This is a genomic window from Pseudophaeobacter sp. 1A16562, assembly GCF_041008785.1.
GTDB lineage: Bacteria > Pseudomonadota > Alphaproteobacteria > Rhodobacterales > Rhodobacteraceae > Phycobacter > Phycobacter gallaeciensis_A.
On record NZ_JAXGFT010000004.1, the window covers coordinates 174,862 to 188,657 of the forward strand.

Genomic DNA, 13,796 nt, shown 5'->3' on the forward strand with positions numbered 1-13,796 from the left:
TCCGGCGCCGGTACGGTCTTTTGCGCCAGACACTATCAGAGGCGGGGCGGGCGGGGAACTGCTGTTGCGCTTACGATTTCGGGATCGCGATCAGGCCCAGACGGCGGGCGCTGTCCAGCGACAGGATGTGGCTCTCAAGGCCGTGTCGCTGCTGATAGCGCAGGATCGCCTGCCGCGTGGGCCGGTCCAGCTTGCCGGTAACGCTGCCCTTGTAGTGCCCCCGCACGGCCAAGGCGCGCTGCAGCGAGGCAATGAAGTCCGGCGTCATGTCGACGGGGCAGGTGATCTGCAGCCAGCTTTCGGTGCGCGGGCGCACGATGTCCTGCCGGGTTTCGGTGCGGAAGACAGCGGGCTGAACAATCCGGCCATCGGCGTCGCGCTGTTCCGGCTCGGCCAAAACCTGGACAGTTACCGTTTCAATGATGGCGGGGCTGACGTGGCGGTCCCAGCAACTGTCCGGCGCCGCGCCGGGCGGGGCTGCAGGTCGGGAGCGCGCATCGGCGCCGATGCCGGGGGCACTGGCTGGTGTACAGGCGCTGAGCGCTGCGTATGTCAGAAGGATGACCGAGGACTGGAGCAGGGGCCGCCGCAGCAACCCTGCCAGATGTCTTATCTGGGGCGGCATCGACGGGCGTTTCAGCTGTCGTATCTGGAGCCTCGGCAAGGGGGCGCTGATCATATGCTCGGACCTCTGAGGGTCTGCAGGCAGACCGGCGGGTTTTGCCGCAGGTTAGTCCATTTTCTGCACTGGCGCAAAGGCCGGATCCTCGCTGCGTCCCTGACGGCTCAGCAGGATGTCCAGCATGCCCGAGATATCCTCGATCCCCTCGGCAATCACATGGGTGACACCGTCGCCGCGTTGCAGGCGGCCGGTGATCCGCAGAAGCCGCCCGGAAATGACGGCGCGGCGGTAGGCCTCGTATACCTTGCGCCAGACGATGACATTCACCACCCCGGTTTCATCCTCCAGCGTGATGAAGATCACCCCTTTGGCGGTGCCGGGGCGCTGGCGCAGGATCACCAGCCCGGCCACCGTGACGCGGGCCTGTTGCGGTACCCGCTCCAGCTCGGCAGCCCTGAGGCAGGCGGGCGGGCGAGGCCATCCGGGGGCGGTGCGGCTTTTCTGTGGTGGGGCGGGTGTCATCGTGACGCTTTGGTGGTTTGAAAGTTAGGAACAAAAATAGAACATGCGCCGTCAAAGTCCACCCCTGGCCCGGGTCAGGGCAGATTGCACTGGTGCAGCGGCGGGGCCTTGGATAAACAGGCGGGAAGGACCGAGAAGGGGAAGAAACGACCATGGCAAAGATTACCTATGTCGAGCACAACGGCACCGAGCATGTTGTGGAAGTGGCCAACGGACTGACCGTGATGGAAGGCGCGCGGGATAACAATATTCCGGGGATCGAAGCCGACTGCGGCGGCGCCTGTGCCTGCTCCACCTGCCACGTCTATGTCGATCCCGCCTGGGTCGAGAAGCTACCCGCCAAGGACGACATGGAAGAGGACATGCTGGATTTCGCCTTTGAGCCCGATCCCGAGCGCTCCCGTCTGACCTGTCAGCTGAAGGTGACGGATGCTCTGGACGGTCTCGTTGTAAAGATGCCCGAAAAGCAGATCTGATGACTTTGCCGGGGATGGGAGCGCGGCGTCTGCCGTTACGATCCTGGCCCCGCACCATCCGCCGCGCCGGGCAGGTGTTGTGCCTGTGGCTCCTGTGGGGGACCTCCTTGTCGATCGGTTCTGCCTCTGCGCAAGTGGCCGGATTTGATAACGGACAGGGCGCTCCGAACGGGACTGCAGAAATCCTGTCCGCCGAGTATACCGGCCCGACGACACGCTATGCCCATGGCGTGCTGGGGGACGCGGTAGAATGGTCCGGTCTTTCCCTGACATTTGCAGGGCCGAATGGCACCGCCATGCGTGTCGAGATCGAATTACCCAAGGATCACGTGTTCGAAGATCTGCAACCGCGCCTCGTGGATCTGTCACTGGATGGCCGTGCCGACGCCGTGATGGTCGTGGAAACGGATATGGCGCAGGGGGCGGCGCTGGCGCTTTATGGCGCTGATGGGAAGATCGCGGAGACGCCACACATCGGGCAAAGCAACCGCTGGCTGGCCCCTATCGGCGCTGCAGATCTGGATGGCGATGGCCATGTGGAGCTTGCCTATATCGACCGACCGCATCTGGCCAAGACACTGCGCATCTGGCGCTATGAGGGCAGGACGCTGACCCAGGTTGCAAGCCTGCAAGGGCTGACCAATCACCGGATCGGGCAGGATTTCATCACCTCCGGCATTCGCAGCTGTGAAAACGACCCCGAGATTGTGACCGCCAATGCCAGCTGGTCTCGCATCATGGCCTCTCGCCTGACCGTCGTGGGGATCAAGACCCGCGACATCGGCCCCTTTTCCGGGACGCAGTCGGTGGAGGATGCTCTAACCTGCGAATAAGGCGGCATGCCCGCCGTGGAGCGGCAGAGCGCTGCACCACCGGGCGGCGCCGGGGCAAGGGCTGAAAGCAGTCTGTGAATGTGCCTCAGCGGGCGGGAGGGCGACGATACACCTTCAGACAGGGCAACCTCAGACAGGGCGACGAAAGGTCAGCGAGGTTGGCCGGTCATAGCCGGGATGCGCCGTGGCGCCGACCTGCACAAATCCCAGCCGTGAAAAAGTCTGGTGGTTCTCAACCAACTCCACGCGGGTTTGTAGCTCCACGGCGGGCAGATCCAGATCCTTCGCTCGCTGGACGGCGTGATCCACCAGAATGCGCGCCAGTCCAGCTCCGCGGCTGCTTTCCTCCACCGCCAGTTTTCCAAGATACAGACAGTCCGGTTTCGGGGTCAGGAACACGCAGGCCAAGGGCGGCGTGCCAAGGATCCAGATCTCGCCGCGTCGGCATTGTTCCTGCAGCGCCTCTACCGTCAGACGCCGCATCGAGGAGGCCGGGTCAATGCGCCCCTCCATGAAGGCAAAGCTGCGCCGGATCAGGTCGAGAACCGCCTCAAGACGTGCATCCGATGCGGCCAGGCGCTCTGGTGTCAGCCGTGAGGAAACGCCAGTCACGGGCTGTTGCCGCCCACCACGTGATCGCCGCCGATATCCCCGAGCGAGGAGAACAGGCTGGCGGTATTGTTGGCTCCAACCTTTTTCAGAAGCCGCGCCCGGTGCACCTCGACCGTGCGATAGCTGAGCGTCAGGATCCGGGCGATCTCCTTGCTGGTCTTGCCTTCACGCAGCAGCGAATAGACCTCGCGTTCGCGCCGGGTGAGCGGTTGATAGGGGCGCACGCCCGACAGATCGGCAAAGCTCCAGACCGCGCGGCCCAGCGGCTCATCCGGGGTAAAGGTATGGCCCCGCACCCGCACCCAGAACAGATCCCCGGTCTTGCGCTTCATCACCCGCTCGTCCCAGTAGGGATTGCCCTGTCCAAGGCTCTTGTCACCGCGGTTTCGCAGGTTCTGGAACTCTTCATCCGACGGGTAGAGGAAGGAAAACAGCTGGTCCAGCAGCTCTTCGCGGGCATAACCAAACATGTCGCAGAACCGTTGATTGCATTCCCGCAGCACGCGATTTTCCGTCACCACGATACCGACGGGGGAATATTCAAAGGCAAGTTGTGCCAGATCGCGGTCGGCATAGAGCCTGTCCAGCGTGGCGGGATCCGGGTGTTTGTCCATTGTGCATTGTGCCTCCCAGGCTTGACCCAAGTTAGTAACCTACCGCAAAGCCGCTGAAAACACTTATAGACAGCGCAAAAGCCGCAGGGTGGGCCGGGCAATGGGCGCGCTCTCAGGTCAGGATATAGTTCTGCGGTGTCATCGGCGCGGGCGGGGTTTGCTCCAGATGGTCGCAAAGAGAAATTTCGGCCGTCCGGCACACCGCATCCAGCGGCAGGCCGTTCACGGTCTCGCCGAACGGGTGCGACAATTCCTCGGTCACCTCGGCAAGGCCGAAGAACACATAGGCCACGATGGCGACAAAGACGGGGGTCATCCAGCCGGTGCTTTCCAGCAGCGCAAAGGGGATCAGCAGGCAGTAGAGATAGGTGGTCCGGAACACCAGCAGCGAGTAGACGTAAGGCAGAGGCGTCGCGGCGATCCGTTCGCATCCGGCCTGGGCCAGGGTGATCGAGGACAGGCGCTCTGACAGCGCCTTGCGGGCAAACCCGTCAGGCGCGGATTTTGCGGCCAATGTCGTCATCCGGTTCATCACGGCGCAGGGCGGATGCGGCGCTTGCGAGAAATCCTCACCGGCCCATGCGTTTGCCTGCGTGAAATCCGATGATTTGCGCAGATTGATCCGGTGCAGGTGGATGAACCCCAGCGCCAGTCGCAACAGCTGCTGCCGATCTTCGCGCTGCGGCAGGAACAGCTCCGCATCGCGGCCAAGCGCCCGCAGATCGGCCAGCAGCTGCCCCCAGAGGCAGCGCCCCTCCCACCAGCGTTCATAGGCGGCGTTGTTGCGAAAACCGAGAAACAGCGACAGGGCCACGCCGAAGACCGCAAAGGGCGCGGCGTTGGTGTGGGGCAGCGCAAGAATATTTCCGTCCAGCCAGACCACCACAGCGGCCAGTGCCGAGACCGCAAGAATGCGCGGCAGTATGCGGGGCAGGACAGAGCCACGCACCGCAAACAACAACGCCACAATGCCGGGCTTTTCGCGCAGGATCATCGGCAGGGTCCTTCAACAAAAGTGGGAGTGGTCAACTGAGGGCTGCCCCGGACCAGGTCGGCAGCCCCCGGAAACTGTACCTGCTACGACAGGGCGCGCCAGCCGATGTCACGGCGGAAGAACCCGTCTTTCCAGTCGATCTGGTCGACCATCGCATAGGCCCGGTCGCGGGCTTCAGCCAGGCTGTCGCCGCGGGCGGTGACGTTCAGCACCCGGCCGCCATTGGCCAGAACCTTGCCGCCGTCTGCCTTGGTGCCAGCATGGAAGACCATGTTGCTGCTGTCCTCGGGCAGGGCATCCAGACCGCCGATCTCGGTGCCTTTTTCGTAAGAGCCGGGATAGCCATTTGCCGCCATGACAACGGTGATGGCGTGGTCATCGCCCCAGTTCACCTGCGCGTCGCTCAGGCGGCCTTCGGCGGCGGCGTGCATCAGGTCGAGCGCCTGGGCGCCAAGCCGCATCATCAGAACCTGACATTCCGGATCGCCAAAGCGCACGTTGTATTCCACCAGGCGGGGCTGACCGTCCTTGATCATCAGGCCGGCATAAAGGACGCCCTGATAAGGCGCGCCGCGCCGGGCCATCTCGGCCATGGTGGGTTTGACGATCTCTTCCATGGCGCGGGCTTCGATCTCGGCCGATAGCACGGGGGCCGGGGAATAGGCGCCCATACCGCCAGTGTTGAGGCCGGTGTCGCCTTCGCCGACGCGTTTGTGATCCTGCGCGGTGCCGATGGACAGCACGTCCTCGCCATCCACCAGAACAAACAGCGAGGCTTCCTCGCCCTCCATGAACTCCTCGATCACCACCTCGGCGCCGGCGCCGCCGAAGCTGCCACCGAACATGTCCTCAATGGCATCCAGCGCGGTCTGTTCATCCATCGCGACGATGACGCCCTTGCCTGCCGCCAGACCGTCGGCCTTGACCACGATGGGAGCGCCTTGTTGCTTCACATAAGCCTTGGCGGCCTCGGCATCGGTGAAATGGCCATAGGCTGCGGTCGGCGCCTTGGCCGCGTCGCAGATCTCCTTGGTAAAGCTTTTGGAGGCTTCCAGTTCCGCTGCCGCCTGCGAGGGGCCAAAGACCAGAATGCCCGCCTCGCGCAGCCGGTCGGCAACGCCTGCGGCCAGCGGCGCCTCGGGGCCGACGATGACGAAATCGATGGCGTTTTCCTCGGCAAAGGTCACCACCGCGCCGCCTTGCTCGATATCAAGACTGGCACAATCGGCGATCTGGGCAATGCCCGCGTTGCCGGGCGCCACGATCAGCTTGTCGCATTTGGGGTTCTGCATCACCGCCCAGGCCAGAGCATGTTCGCGCCCGCCGCTGCCAAGGATAAGGATATTCATCGCGTCTTCTCCGGTCTGTCCGCCCCGGAACCGGAGCGTATATCGCCATGCGGCAGCGGCCTGTCTGGGGCAGGAAATGACACCTGCGCCGGGGGCTTGCCATGCTTGTCGCGGGTTCTATGCTGCGCGGGCCTGTAAAACAAGAACTGCGTATGGTCGCAGGCCTGCCGCCACCTCAACTGCCCAGATAACAGTCCGAAAGATCCGCCGATGTCCGACCTGCTCGACGATCCCACCCCCGGTCAGAACGCGCCGGAATTCACCGTTTCCGAGATCTCGGGTGAGGTGAAACGCACCCTCGAAAGCACCTTTGGCCGGATCCGGGTGCGCGGCGAGGTCGGGCGGGTGTTCAAGGCGCGTTCGGGGCATCTGTACTACGACATCAAGGACGACCGGAACGTGCTGGCCTGTACCACCTGGAAGGGCCAGATCGCGGGCCTGTCGGTGGTGCCCGAAGAGGGGCTGGAGGTGATCGTCACCGGGCGCCTTACTGCCTTCGGGGCGCAGTCCAAATACAACATGAACGTCGAAGAAGTCGCGGTCGCCGGGCAGGGCGCGCTGATGGCGCTGCTGGAAAAGCGCAAGAAACAGCTGGAGGCCGAGGGGTTGTTCGCGCCCGAGCGCAAGAAGCCGCTGCCCTATCTGCCGGGAATCATCGGGGTCGTGACCTCGCCTTCGGGGGCGGTGATCCGCGATATCCTGCACCGGCTGCGGGACCGGTTCCCGCGCAAGGTTCTGGTCTGGCCAGTTGCCGTTCAGGGCAGCAATTGCGCCCCGGAGGTGACCCGCGCCATCGAAGGTTTCAACCGCATGACCCCGGGCGGCGCTCTGCCGCGCCCCGATCTGATCATCGTGGCGCGCGGCGGTGGCTCGATCGAGGATCTCTGGGGCTTCAACGAGGAAATCGTGGCCCGGGCAGCGGCGGCCTCGGATATTCCGCTGATCTCTGCCGTGGGGCACGAAACCGACACCACGCTGATTGATTTTGTATCGGACCGTAGGGCGCCGACGCCGACGGCGGCGGCCGAGCTGGCGGTGCCAGTAAGGCTGGATCTTCTGGGCTGGAGCGAGAATCAGGGTGCCCGGCTGGCGCGTGCCGCGGGGCAGGCGGTGCAGCTGCGTCGCCAACGCCTGAATGACCTGTCGCGCGCCTTGCCCCGCCCGGAAACCTTGCTGGAAACGCCCCGGCAGCGGCTAGATCAGGCCAGCGATGGCTTGCCGCGTGCGCTGACCTCGGTGGTGCAGCGCCGCCGCGTGCAGCTGAGCGAGGCGGCAGTAAGCCTGCGCCCCTCCACCCTGCGGCAGCTTGTGGCGGGGCGGACGGACCGTTTGCGCAACCTGTCATCTCGGCTGTCCTTGCGGCCCATCCAGCAGGAAATCCAGCGGCGTCAGGATCGGATCACCCAGTTGGGACAGCGGCTGGACACTGTGCAGCGGCAACGGCTTGACCGGCAGCGGCAACAACTTTCGGCGGCGGGGCGGCAGCTTGAGATTCTCAGCTACAAGGCAACGCTGGAGCGTGGCTATGCTGTGGTGCGGTCCGGTCAGGCTGTCATCACCACCCGCGCCGCGGCCGAAAAAGCGGGGCCATTGGAAATCGAGTTCAAAGACGGACGGCTTGATCTGGGCGGTGCACCTGCGCCAGCTGCAAAGACAGGCGGCGGTGAGGCGTCGACAGCCAAGCCAAAGGCCAGCAAGCCCAAAGCCAAACCCAAGAGCACCCCGGATGATGGGGAGCAGGGATCGCTGTTCTGATAGCAATTTGATCCTGCCGACCCGTACTTCCCTATTCGGCGCGGAGTGAGCGCGCGTCAGACCCCGACGTCCGGGCCGAGGCAGATCATCTCTTCGCCGATATCCTCGGCCTCATAAAGCTCGGTGGCTTCGGGGTCATTCTGGAACCGCGCGCTGAGACCGTTGGGGGTAAGGGAGAACCGCCAGCACTGGGGATCATTGCGGTCCTCATAGAGGAAACAGATCTGATCGGCTTGCTGGTACCAGTGCCCTTCCTGACAGCGGCCATCGAGGAAGGACCAGATGACACGGCGGTTCGGCAGATAGCGTTCTACCCCGTAGGCGGTGCCATCAAAGCCATAGAACAGCGTCTTGCCCCGTGTGTAGCTGTCGAACTCCTCAGCGCCCATCGGCTCAGCGGCTTTGCCCATCCCGGGGACAGCCAGCAAAGCGCAGAGGGGAATCATCAACAAGGTCCGCATGGAGTGAAGTGTGCCAGACAGGTGGGGCTCAGTCCAAGCCTTCGGACCGCTTGCCGCTCAGTTTGGCCAGTTCCCGCCCCATCTTGCGCCGCCAGAGGGAGGGGATCAGCGCAATCGCGCCCATCACGGGCAGGGAATGCGGCAGTGTCGGCATATTGGGCGTCAACTGCAGTTCGGGGAACCGGCGGGCGGGCACGACGTGGTGGTCGGAATGGCGCGGCGCGTTCAGCATCATCGCCGAAGAATACCAATGCGGTGCGTTCCAGGAATGCTGCGGCCCGACGGGCACCGGGCGGCCCGTGTCACGGGTTTGGCGCAGCAGCCCGTAGTGCTGCACGTAATCGGCCAGAAAGATCTGCATCTGCGCATGGGCTGTGGCAAACAGGAAAAGAAAGAGGGCGATGATCCCGCCCGCCAGATAGGCGGCCGCACAGCACAGTACGGCGATAGCGATATAGGCGATATAGGGATGGCTGAGGGGCGACGGGGGGACCTGCTTGCGCTGCCGCGCGGCGTTTTCAGCAGCCAGCCCTGCGCGAAAAGAGCCAATCCAGGCCCGCGGCAGGAACCGGTAAAAGCCTTCGCCGCGCCGTGCCGTATTGGGGTCCTGTGGGGTCGCTACATGCACATGATGCACCTTCAGATGCGCCGAGGCATGGTGCCCGATCAGCATGGTGGCATAGACCAGAACACCGAGGCGGCGCAAATCCCGGGTTGGGCGGTGGATCAGCTCATGCGCGTTGGGGTGCGAGATCTGTCCCATTAACAACCCCTGCGCCAGAACCAGCGGAATCGCACTGTTCCAGCCAATCCGGGGCAGGGATGTGGCCACCGGCAGCAGCAAGGCAAAATGGGCAAGAGCCAACGCGACCTGAAGCGCCTCTGCGCCGCGCGCGCCGGTTTGGTTCTGCGCCCGTTGCCCGATCCGGTCCAGTACCAGCACCAGTACGGACATGGATCCAAGGGCTGCCCAGCTCCAGATCCCGCCCCAGAGGCTGGCAAACCCGATCAGAACGGGCGGCGTCAGGCTGGCAATGGAAAACCAGAACATCGGGGCGGTCCTTGTGCAGGTGCAAAGGGATGAAGGCGTGCTTTTCCCTTGGTTACCTTTGACCGAAGCCATCGCCTCGGGCAAGCATGCGGGGCATTGACGCGTGGCATCTGCCGCAGCGAGATGAGGCAGGGGAGAGGTCAGGATGGAAACCCTATTGTTGAGTGCCGCAGCGGGCTGCGCGCTGGCCTATCTGTTTTTCACGGCACGCCCCGCAGGGCTGCTGCGCAGTATTCTCAAAACCTCCTCTGTTGCCTTGCTGGCTTTGCTGGCGCTGATTGCCGGGGCACCGGTCCTGCTGGCGCTGGGGCTGCTGCTCTGCGCGCTGGGTGACTATTGCCTGTCCCGCGATGGGGAGGGGGCGTTCATGGCCGGGGTCGGGGCCTTTGCCGCCGGGCATCTGGCATATGTTGTGCTGTTCCTTAGCACGCCCGGCAGCGATATGGTGCGGCTGGTGCAGATGCCGGGTCTGGCCATTGTGATCGCTCTGGTACTGTTGGGCGGTATCATGGTGCGGGTGCTGGCGCCGCGCGCCGGGGCGCTGAAGGGCGCGGTGCTGGCCTATATCCCGATCATCCTGTCGATGGGGGCGACTGCCGCCACCCTGCCCGGGCAGGGCGCGTTGGTCTGGGCGCTGCCTGCTGCCTTTGCCTTTGTCGCATCGGACGTGGTTCTTGCCTTTGAAACCTTCGTACTGCCCGAGGGGCACCGGTTTCGCCGGATTGCCCCCTATGCGGTCTGGCCGCTCTATTGGGGCGCCCAGCTTGGCTTTTGGTATGCATTTTCCTGACCTCAGGGCTGTCATCCGCTTTGCAACCGCGAGCAAACCGCATTAGGTGAGTTACAGACTTACTGCGGAGACCCCGATGGCGTTTTTCACAAAGCTCAAGGACCGGTTGTTCAAATCCTCTTCGAAACTGGAGGATGGGCTGGATGCAATTGTTGCGGAAGGGGCCGACGAGAAGGCCGAGGATAAGGCTGCTGTCGAGAATGTCGCTGCCCCTGAAGCTGCGTCTGAGGCCGCGCCGCAAGTTTCGGAGCCTGTTGCGGAGGAGGTGCCTACGCCGCAGCCTGTCGCGACTGAACCGAAGCCCGCCGCCCCCAAACCTGTTGCTGAACCAATCCCCGAACCAGAGCCTGAAAAGCCGCAGAAATCGCCGGGGCTGTTGGGGCGGCTCATGGGGCGCGCCGGGGGCACTGCGCCGCGCCGGGTGCTCGACGACGATATGCTGGAGCAGTTGGAAGAGCTGCTGATCGCTTCGGACATGGGGGTGGATACGGCCCTGCGGGTGACCGCGAATATGGCCGAAGGCCGGTTCGGAAAACGCCTGTCCACGCAGGAGATCAAGGAACTGCTCTCGGCCGAGATCGCCCGCGTGATGGAGCCGGTGGCCAAGCCGCTGCCGATCTACGCCAAGCGGCCGCAGGTGGTGCTGGTTGTCGGCGTCAACGGATCCGGCAAGACCACCACCATCGGCAAGCTGGCCAGCCAGTTCAAGGCAGCGGGCAAGAACGTGGTGATTGCGGCCGGCGATACCTTCCGCGCCGCGGCGGTGGAACAGCTGCAGGTCTGGGGCGACCGCGCCGGGGTGCCTGTGCTGACCGCGCCCGAAGGATCGGATCCGGCGAGTCTCGCCTTTGATGCTATGACCCGCGCCGAAGCGGACGGGGCGGATCTGTTGCTGATCGACACCGCCGGGCGGCTGCAGAACCGCGCCGACCTGATGGAGGAGCTGGCCAAGATCGTGCGGGTGATCCGCAAAAAGGACGAGACCGCGCCGCACAATACGCTTTTGGTGCTGGATGCGACCACTGGCCAGAACGCGCTGAACCAGGTCGACACCTTCCAGAAACTGGCCGATGTTTCGGGGCTGGTGATGACCAAGCTGGACGGCACCGCCAAGGGCGGCGTGCTGGTGGCGCTGGCGGACAAGTTCGGCCTGCCGATCCATGCCATCGGTGTGGGTGAGCAGATCGATGACCTTGCGCCCTTTGATCCAGAGGAATTTGCCGCGGCCCTGACCGGGCTGGACCGATCTTGAGCCGCCGGTTCGTCGGCCGGATGAGGTCCACTGTCGCGGTGCCATCGCGCCCTGAGGGCCACCGCGGATGAGCGACTGGCTGATCTCGCTGGAGGGCACCGAGGCGGGCCACCAGGCTGCACTAATGCTGGCCTTGATGGCGGCTTTCCTGCACGCGGTCTTTGGTGCACTTCAAAAAGGGCGACACGATCCCTGGCTGTCACGCGGGGCGATTGACGCCTCCTACGGGCTGATGGCAGCGCCGTTCGCGCTTTTCGTCGTGCCCTGGCCCGAGCCGCATATGTGGCCGATCTTCGCCGTGGTCTGGGTCATTCACGTCGCCTACAAGGTGCTGCAAGCGCTGGCCTATACCAAGGGCAGCTACACGGTGGTTTATCCGGTGGTCCGAGGCACTGGCCCGCTATTCACCGTCATCGGCGCCTATTACCTGTTTTCCGAGACCTTCACGGTGATGCAATGGATGGGCGTTGCGGTGCTGCTCATGGGGATTTTTGGTTTGGCGGCCTATAACTACCGCTATCTGGAAACCAACCGCGACACGCTGATGGTGGCGCTGGGCCTTGCGGTTTTGACGGGGCTGTTTGTGGCACTTTATACCACCTATGACGCATATGGTATCCGCGCCACCGCGAACCCGTTCACCTTTCTGGCCTGGTTCTTCATGATCGACGCAATCGCCATGCCTCCGGTCGCCTACCTGCGCTGGCGCAAGATGGCAGAGCGCCCGGATCCGGGGCCGCTTTTGGTCCGGGGCGTCTTTGGCGGACTGGTGGCCTTTGCCTCCTTCGGGGCGGTGATGCTGGCGACCCGGCTCGACAAGGTGGGCGAAGCGGCGGTGCTGCGGGAAACCTCGACCGTCTTTGCCGCGCTGATCGGCTGGCTGGTGCTGAAAGAAACCGTGGGGCCGCGGCGTATCGCGCTGATGTCCCTGATCGCGCTGGGCGCGGTGATTGTGGAAGTGGGCGGCTGACGCGGGCCGCCGGAAGACAACCGAACAGGAGCGCCAATGGCTGGCAAGAAAATCAATCCGATCCTGAAGATGGTGCTGGAGTTCGGCCCCATTGTTCTGTTTTTCATCGGCTATCTGAAGCTGAAGGATGAGATCTTTCTGATCGGGGGCGAGGAATACAAGGGTTTCATCCTGGTGACGGCTGCCTTTGTGCCGCTGATGATGATGTCGACTGCTGCCCTGTGGAAACTGACCGGGCACCTGTCGAAGATGCAGCTGGCGACGCTGGTTCTGGTCGTACTGTTCGGCGGGCTGTCGGTCTGGTTCAACGACGAGCGGTTCTTCAAGATGAAGCCGACGATGATCTACCTGTTGTTCGGCGGGCTGCTCGCCGTCGGGCTGATGCGCGGCGAAAGCTGGCTGAAGGTTGTGATGGAAGAAGTCATGCCGATGGAAGAAGCGGGCTGGATGGTCCTCACCCGACGGATCTGCGGCTTTTTCCTGGGGCTGGCCGTGGCCAACGAGGTGATCTGGCGGTTCTTCACCACTGACACATGGGTCTATTTCAAGACCTTCGGTCTGCCGGTGGCGATGTTCCTGTTCTTCATGACCCAGGGGCCGCTGCTGCAGAAATACGGCCTTGAGGACGACGAAGAGGTCGAAGACCCCAAGGCGTAAGTTTCCGGAGGCAGGGCTCCCGCGCCTGTGTGGCGCATCAAGAATGCGCCACAAACAGCCTTGGGCCTGGCAGCGCGCAGGGCGTGCTGCGGTTGGCATCATGAAGGCGCCGCTAGTCCTTGCCGCCAAAGAGGATTTCCTGCGCCTTGCTGTCCGAGCGGTCGGCGCGCAGATCGGCGTGGAGGGCACGCCCTGCCACCAGGCCGGGGCGTTGCCACAGAAGGTCCAGCCAGCGGGCCAGATGCGGTTTGTCCTCCAGCGTCTGTTCCTGCCCTTCCCAGAGCGACGCCCAGGGCCAGATCGCCATATCGGCGATGGTGAATTCATCCCCCGCCACATATTCGTTTTCGGCCAGTTGCCGGTCCAGCACGCCATAGAGCCGGGCGACCTCGGACCGGTAACGGTCCTTGGCATAGGGCAGGTCGTCGGGCGCGTATTTCAGGAAGTGATGCGCCTGACCCGCCATCGGGCCAACCCCGCCCATCTGCCACATCAGCCATTGATCCACCATCAGGCGCGTCCGTTCATCGCTGCCGTAGAAGCGCCCGGTCTTGCGGGCGAGATACTGCAGGATGGCGCCGCTTTCGAACAGGGACAGGGGCGCATCGCCCGGGCCTGCTGGATCGACAATCGCGGGCATGCGGTTGTTGGGCGCGATCTTGAGGAACTCCGGCGCGAACTGATCGCCCTTGCCGATATTGATCAGATGCACCCGATAGGGAAGGTCCATTTCCTCAAGCGCGATGGAGACCTTCCAGCCGTTCGGCGTTGGCCAGTAGTAAAGATCGATCGGTTCCTGCAATGCCCTGTTCCCCTTGTTCCGGTGTCGCCTGCGATT

The 13,796-nt window shown here is 63.7% G+C and carries 16 protein-coding genes; 7 read left to right on the forward strand and 9 right to left on the reverse strand.

Annotated elements, in window-relative coordinates; genetic code table 11:
- Nucleotides 1-70 precede the first annotated feature (70 nt).
- On the reverse strand, nt 71-679 hold the full coding sequence (locus SM764_RS07255; RefSeq protein ID WP_369001401.1) for a peptidoglycan-binding domain-containing protein: 609 nt from the start codon (nt 677-679) through the stop codon (nt 71-73).
- A gap of 51 nt (nt 680-730) precedes the next feature.
- A complete protein-coding gene (locus SM764_RS07260) occupies nt 731-1,144 on the reverse strand; it encodes an OB-fold nucleic acid binding domain-containing protein (RefSeq protein ID WP_368946980.1) in 414 nt (137 codons plus the stop codon).
- 152 nt (nt 1,145-1,296) lie between these two features.
- Between SM764_RS07260 and SM764_RS07265 the strand changes: the two genes are divergently transcribed.
- Together SM764_RS07265 and SM764_RS07270 are read left to right on the forward strand one after the other, a co-directional pair.
- Entirely contained in the window at nt 1,297-1,620 is a 324-nt protein-coding gene (locus SM764_RS07265) for a 2Fe-2S iron-sulfur cluster-binding protein (RefSeq protein WP_065270855.1), read from the forward strand.
- A complete protein-coding gene (locus tag SM764_RS07270; RefSeq protein WP_369001402.1) occupies nt 1,620-2,453 on the forward strand; it encodes an FG-GAP repeat domain-containing protein in 834 nt (277 codons plus the stop codon). The genes SM764_RS07265 and SM764_RS07270 overlap by 1 nt, the downstream gene beginning before the upstream one ends.
- 129 nt (nt 2,454-2,582) lie before the next feature.
- On the opposite strand, the gene SM764_RS07275 is transcribed toward SM764_RS07270, so the two are convergent.
- From SM764_RS07275 to purD, 4 genes are all read right to left on the reverse strand, one after another.
- Nucleotides 2,583-3,065, reverse strand: coding sequence for a GNAT family N-acetyltransferase (locus tag SM764_RS07275; RefSeq protein WP_368946982.1), 483 nt, complete (start codon nt 3,063-3,065; stop codon nt 2,583-2,585).
- Nucleotides 3,062-3,679: a LuxR C-terminal-related transcriptional regulator gene (locus SM764_RS07280; protein ID WP_065270854.1), complete on the reverse strand. Its 618-nt coding sequence runs from the start codon at nt 3,677-3,679 to the stop codon at nt 3,062-3,064. Before SM764_RS07280 ends, SM764_RS07275 begins: the two co-directional genes overlap by 4 nt.
- 112 nt (nt 3,680-3,791) lie before the next feature.
- Entirely contained in the window at nt 3,792-4,673 is an 882-nt protein-coding gene (locus SM764_RS07285) for a bestrophin family protein (RefSeq protein ID WP_274828296.1), read from the reverse strand.
- Between the two features lie 83 nt (nt 4,674-4,756).
- Nucleotides 4,757-6,022 carry a phosphoribosylamine--glycine ligase gene (gene purD / locus SM764_RS07290; RefSeq protein ID WP_065270852.1) on the reverse strand — a complete coding sequence of 422 codons (1,266 nt, stop codon included), beginning with the start codon at nt 6,020-6,022 and terminating at the stop codon, nt 4,757-4,759.
- A gap of 210 nt (nt 6,023-6,232) precedes the next feature.
- On the opposite strand from purD, the gene xseA reads away from it, so the two are divergent.
- Entirely contained in the window at nt 6,233-7,777 is a 1,545-nt protein-coding gene (xseA, locus tag SM764_RS07295) for an exodeoxyribonuclease VII large subunit (protein ID WP_369001403.1), read from the forward strand.
- Between the two features lie 56 nt (nt 7,778-7,833).
- Here xseA and SM764_RS07300 read toward each other — a convergent pair whose 3' ends face one another.
- Nucleotides 7,834-8,223: a hypothetical protein gene (locus tag SM764_RS07300; RefSeq protein WP_237028416.1), complete on the reverse strand. Its 390-nt coding sequence runs from the start codon at nt 8,221-8,223 to the stop codon at nt 7,834-7,836.
- A gap of 43 nt (nt 8,224-8,266) precedes the next feature.
- On the reverse strand, nt 8,267-9,289 hold the full coding sequence (locus SM764_RS07305) for an alkane 1-monooxygenase (protein ID WP_369001404.1): 1,023 nt from the start codon (nt 9,287-9,289) through the stop codon (nt 8,267-8,269).
- A gap of 145 nt (nt 9,290-9,434) precedes the next feature.
- On the opposite strand from SM764_RS07305, the gene SM764_RS07310 reads away from it, so the two are divergent.
- The 4 genes from SM764_RS07310 to SM764_RS07325 all read left to right on the forward strand — a co-directional run bounded on the left by SM764_RS07310 (nt 9,435) and on the right by SM764_RS07325 (nt 12,958).
- Complete coding sequence (locus tag SM764_RS07310; RefSeq protein WP_369001405.1) at nt 9,435-10,079, forward strand: lysoplasmalogenase; 645 nt, start codon at nt 9,435-9,437, stop codon at nt 10,077-10,079.
- Between the two features lie 76 nt (nt 10,080-10,155).
- Nucleotides 10,156-11,331 carry a signal recognition particle-docking protein FtsY gene (ftsY, locus tag SM764_RS07315; RefSeq protein WP_369001406.1) on the forward strand — a complete coding sequence of 392 codons (1,176 nt, stop codon included), beginning with the start codon at nt 10,156-10,158 and terminating at the stop codon, nt 11,329-11,331.
- A 67-nt stretch (nt 11,332-11,398) separates the two neighbouring features.
- Complete coding sequence (locus SM764_RS07320; protein ID WP_274828302.1) at nt 11,399-12,301, forward strand: EamA family transporter; 903 nt, start codon at nt 11,399-11,401, stop codon at nt 12,299-12,301.
- Nucleotides 12,302-12,337: 36 nt separating this feature from the next.
- Nucleotides 12,338-12,958: an inner membrane-spanning protein YciB gene (locus SM764_RS07325; RefSeq protein WP_369001407.1), complete on the forward strand. Its 621-nt coding sequence runs from the start codon at nt 12,338-12,340 to the stop codon at nt 12,956-12,958.
- A 112-nt stretch (nt 12,959-13,070) separates the two neighbouring features.
- Here the strand turns inward: SM764_RS07325 and SM764_RS07330 are convergent, their stop codons facing one another.
- Nucleotides 13,071-13,760 (reverse strand): glutathione S-transferase N-terminal domain-containing protein, encoded by a 690-nt coding sequence (locus SM764_RS07330; protein ID WP_369001408.1) that lies wholly within the window; start codon nt 13,758-13,760, stop codon nt 13,071-13,073.
- Nucleotides 13,761-13,796 lie beyond the last annotated feature (36 nt).

Excerpts from the sequence above, each read along its gene's own strand:
- SM764_RS07255 (WP_369001401.1), bottom strand. The coding sequence starts at position 679 with ATGATCAGCGCCCCCTTGCCGAGGCTCCAGATACGACAGCTGAAACGC.
- SM764_RS07260 (WP_368946980.1), bottom strand. The coding sequence starts at position 1,144 with ATGACACCCGCCCCACCACAGAAAAGCCGCACCGCCCCCGGATGGCCT.
- SM764_RS07265 (WP_065270855.1), top strand. The coding sequence starts at position 1,297 with ATGGCAAAGATTACCTATGTCGAGCACAACGGCACCGAGCATGTTGTG.
- SM764_RS07270 (WP_369001402.1), top strand. The coding sequence starts at position 1,620 with ATGACTTTGCCGGGGATGGGAGCGCGGCGTCTGCCGTTACGATCCTGG.
- SM764_RS07280 (WP_065270854.1), bottom strand. The coding sequence starts at position 3,679 with ATGGACAAACACCCGGATCCCGCCACGCTGGACAGGCTCTATGCCGAC.
- SM764_RS07285 (WP_274828296.1), bottom strand. The coding sequence starts at position 4,673 with ATGATCCTGCGCGAAAAGCCCGGCATTGTGGCGTTGTTGTTTGCGGTG.
- purD (WP_065270852.1), bottom strand. The coding sequence starts at position 6,022 with ATGAATATCCTTATCCTTGGCAGCGGCGGGCGCGAACATGCTCTGGCC.
- xseA (WP_369001403.1), top strand. The coding sequence starts at position 6,233 with ATGTCCGACCTGCTCGACGATCCCACCCCCGGTCAGAACGCGCCGGAA.
- SM764_RS07300 (WP_237028416.1), bottom strand. The coding sequence starts at position 8,223 with ATGATTCCCCTCTGCGCTTTGCTGGCTGTCCCCGGGATGGGCAAAGCC.
- SM764_RS07305 (WP_369001404.1), bottom strand. The coding sequence starts at position 9,289 with ATGTTCTGGTTTTCCATTGCCAGCCTGACGCCGCCCGTTCTGATCGGG.
- SM764_RS07310 (WP_369001405.1), top strand. The coding sequence starts at position 9,435 with ATGGAAACCCTATTGTTGAGTGCCGCAGCGGGCTGCGCGCTGGCCTAT.
- ftsY (WP_369001406.1), top strand. The coding sequence starts at position 10,156 with ATGGCGTTTTTCACAAAGCTCAAGGACCGGTTGTTCAAATCCTCTTCG.
- SM764_RS07320 (WP_274828302.1), top strand. The coding sequence starts at position 11,399 with ATGAGCGACTGGCTGATCTCGCTGGAGGGCACCGAGGCGGGCCACCAG.
- SM764_RS07325 (WP_369001407.1), top strand. The coding sequence starts at position 12,338 with ATGGCTGGCAAGAAAATCAATCCGATCCTGAAGATGGTGCTGGAGTTC.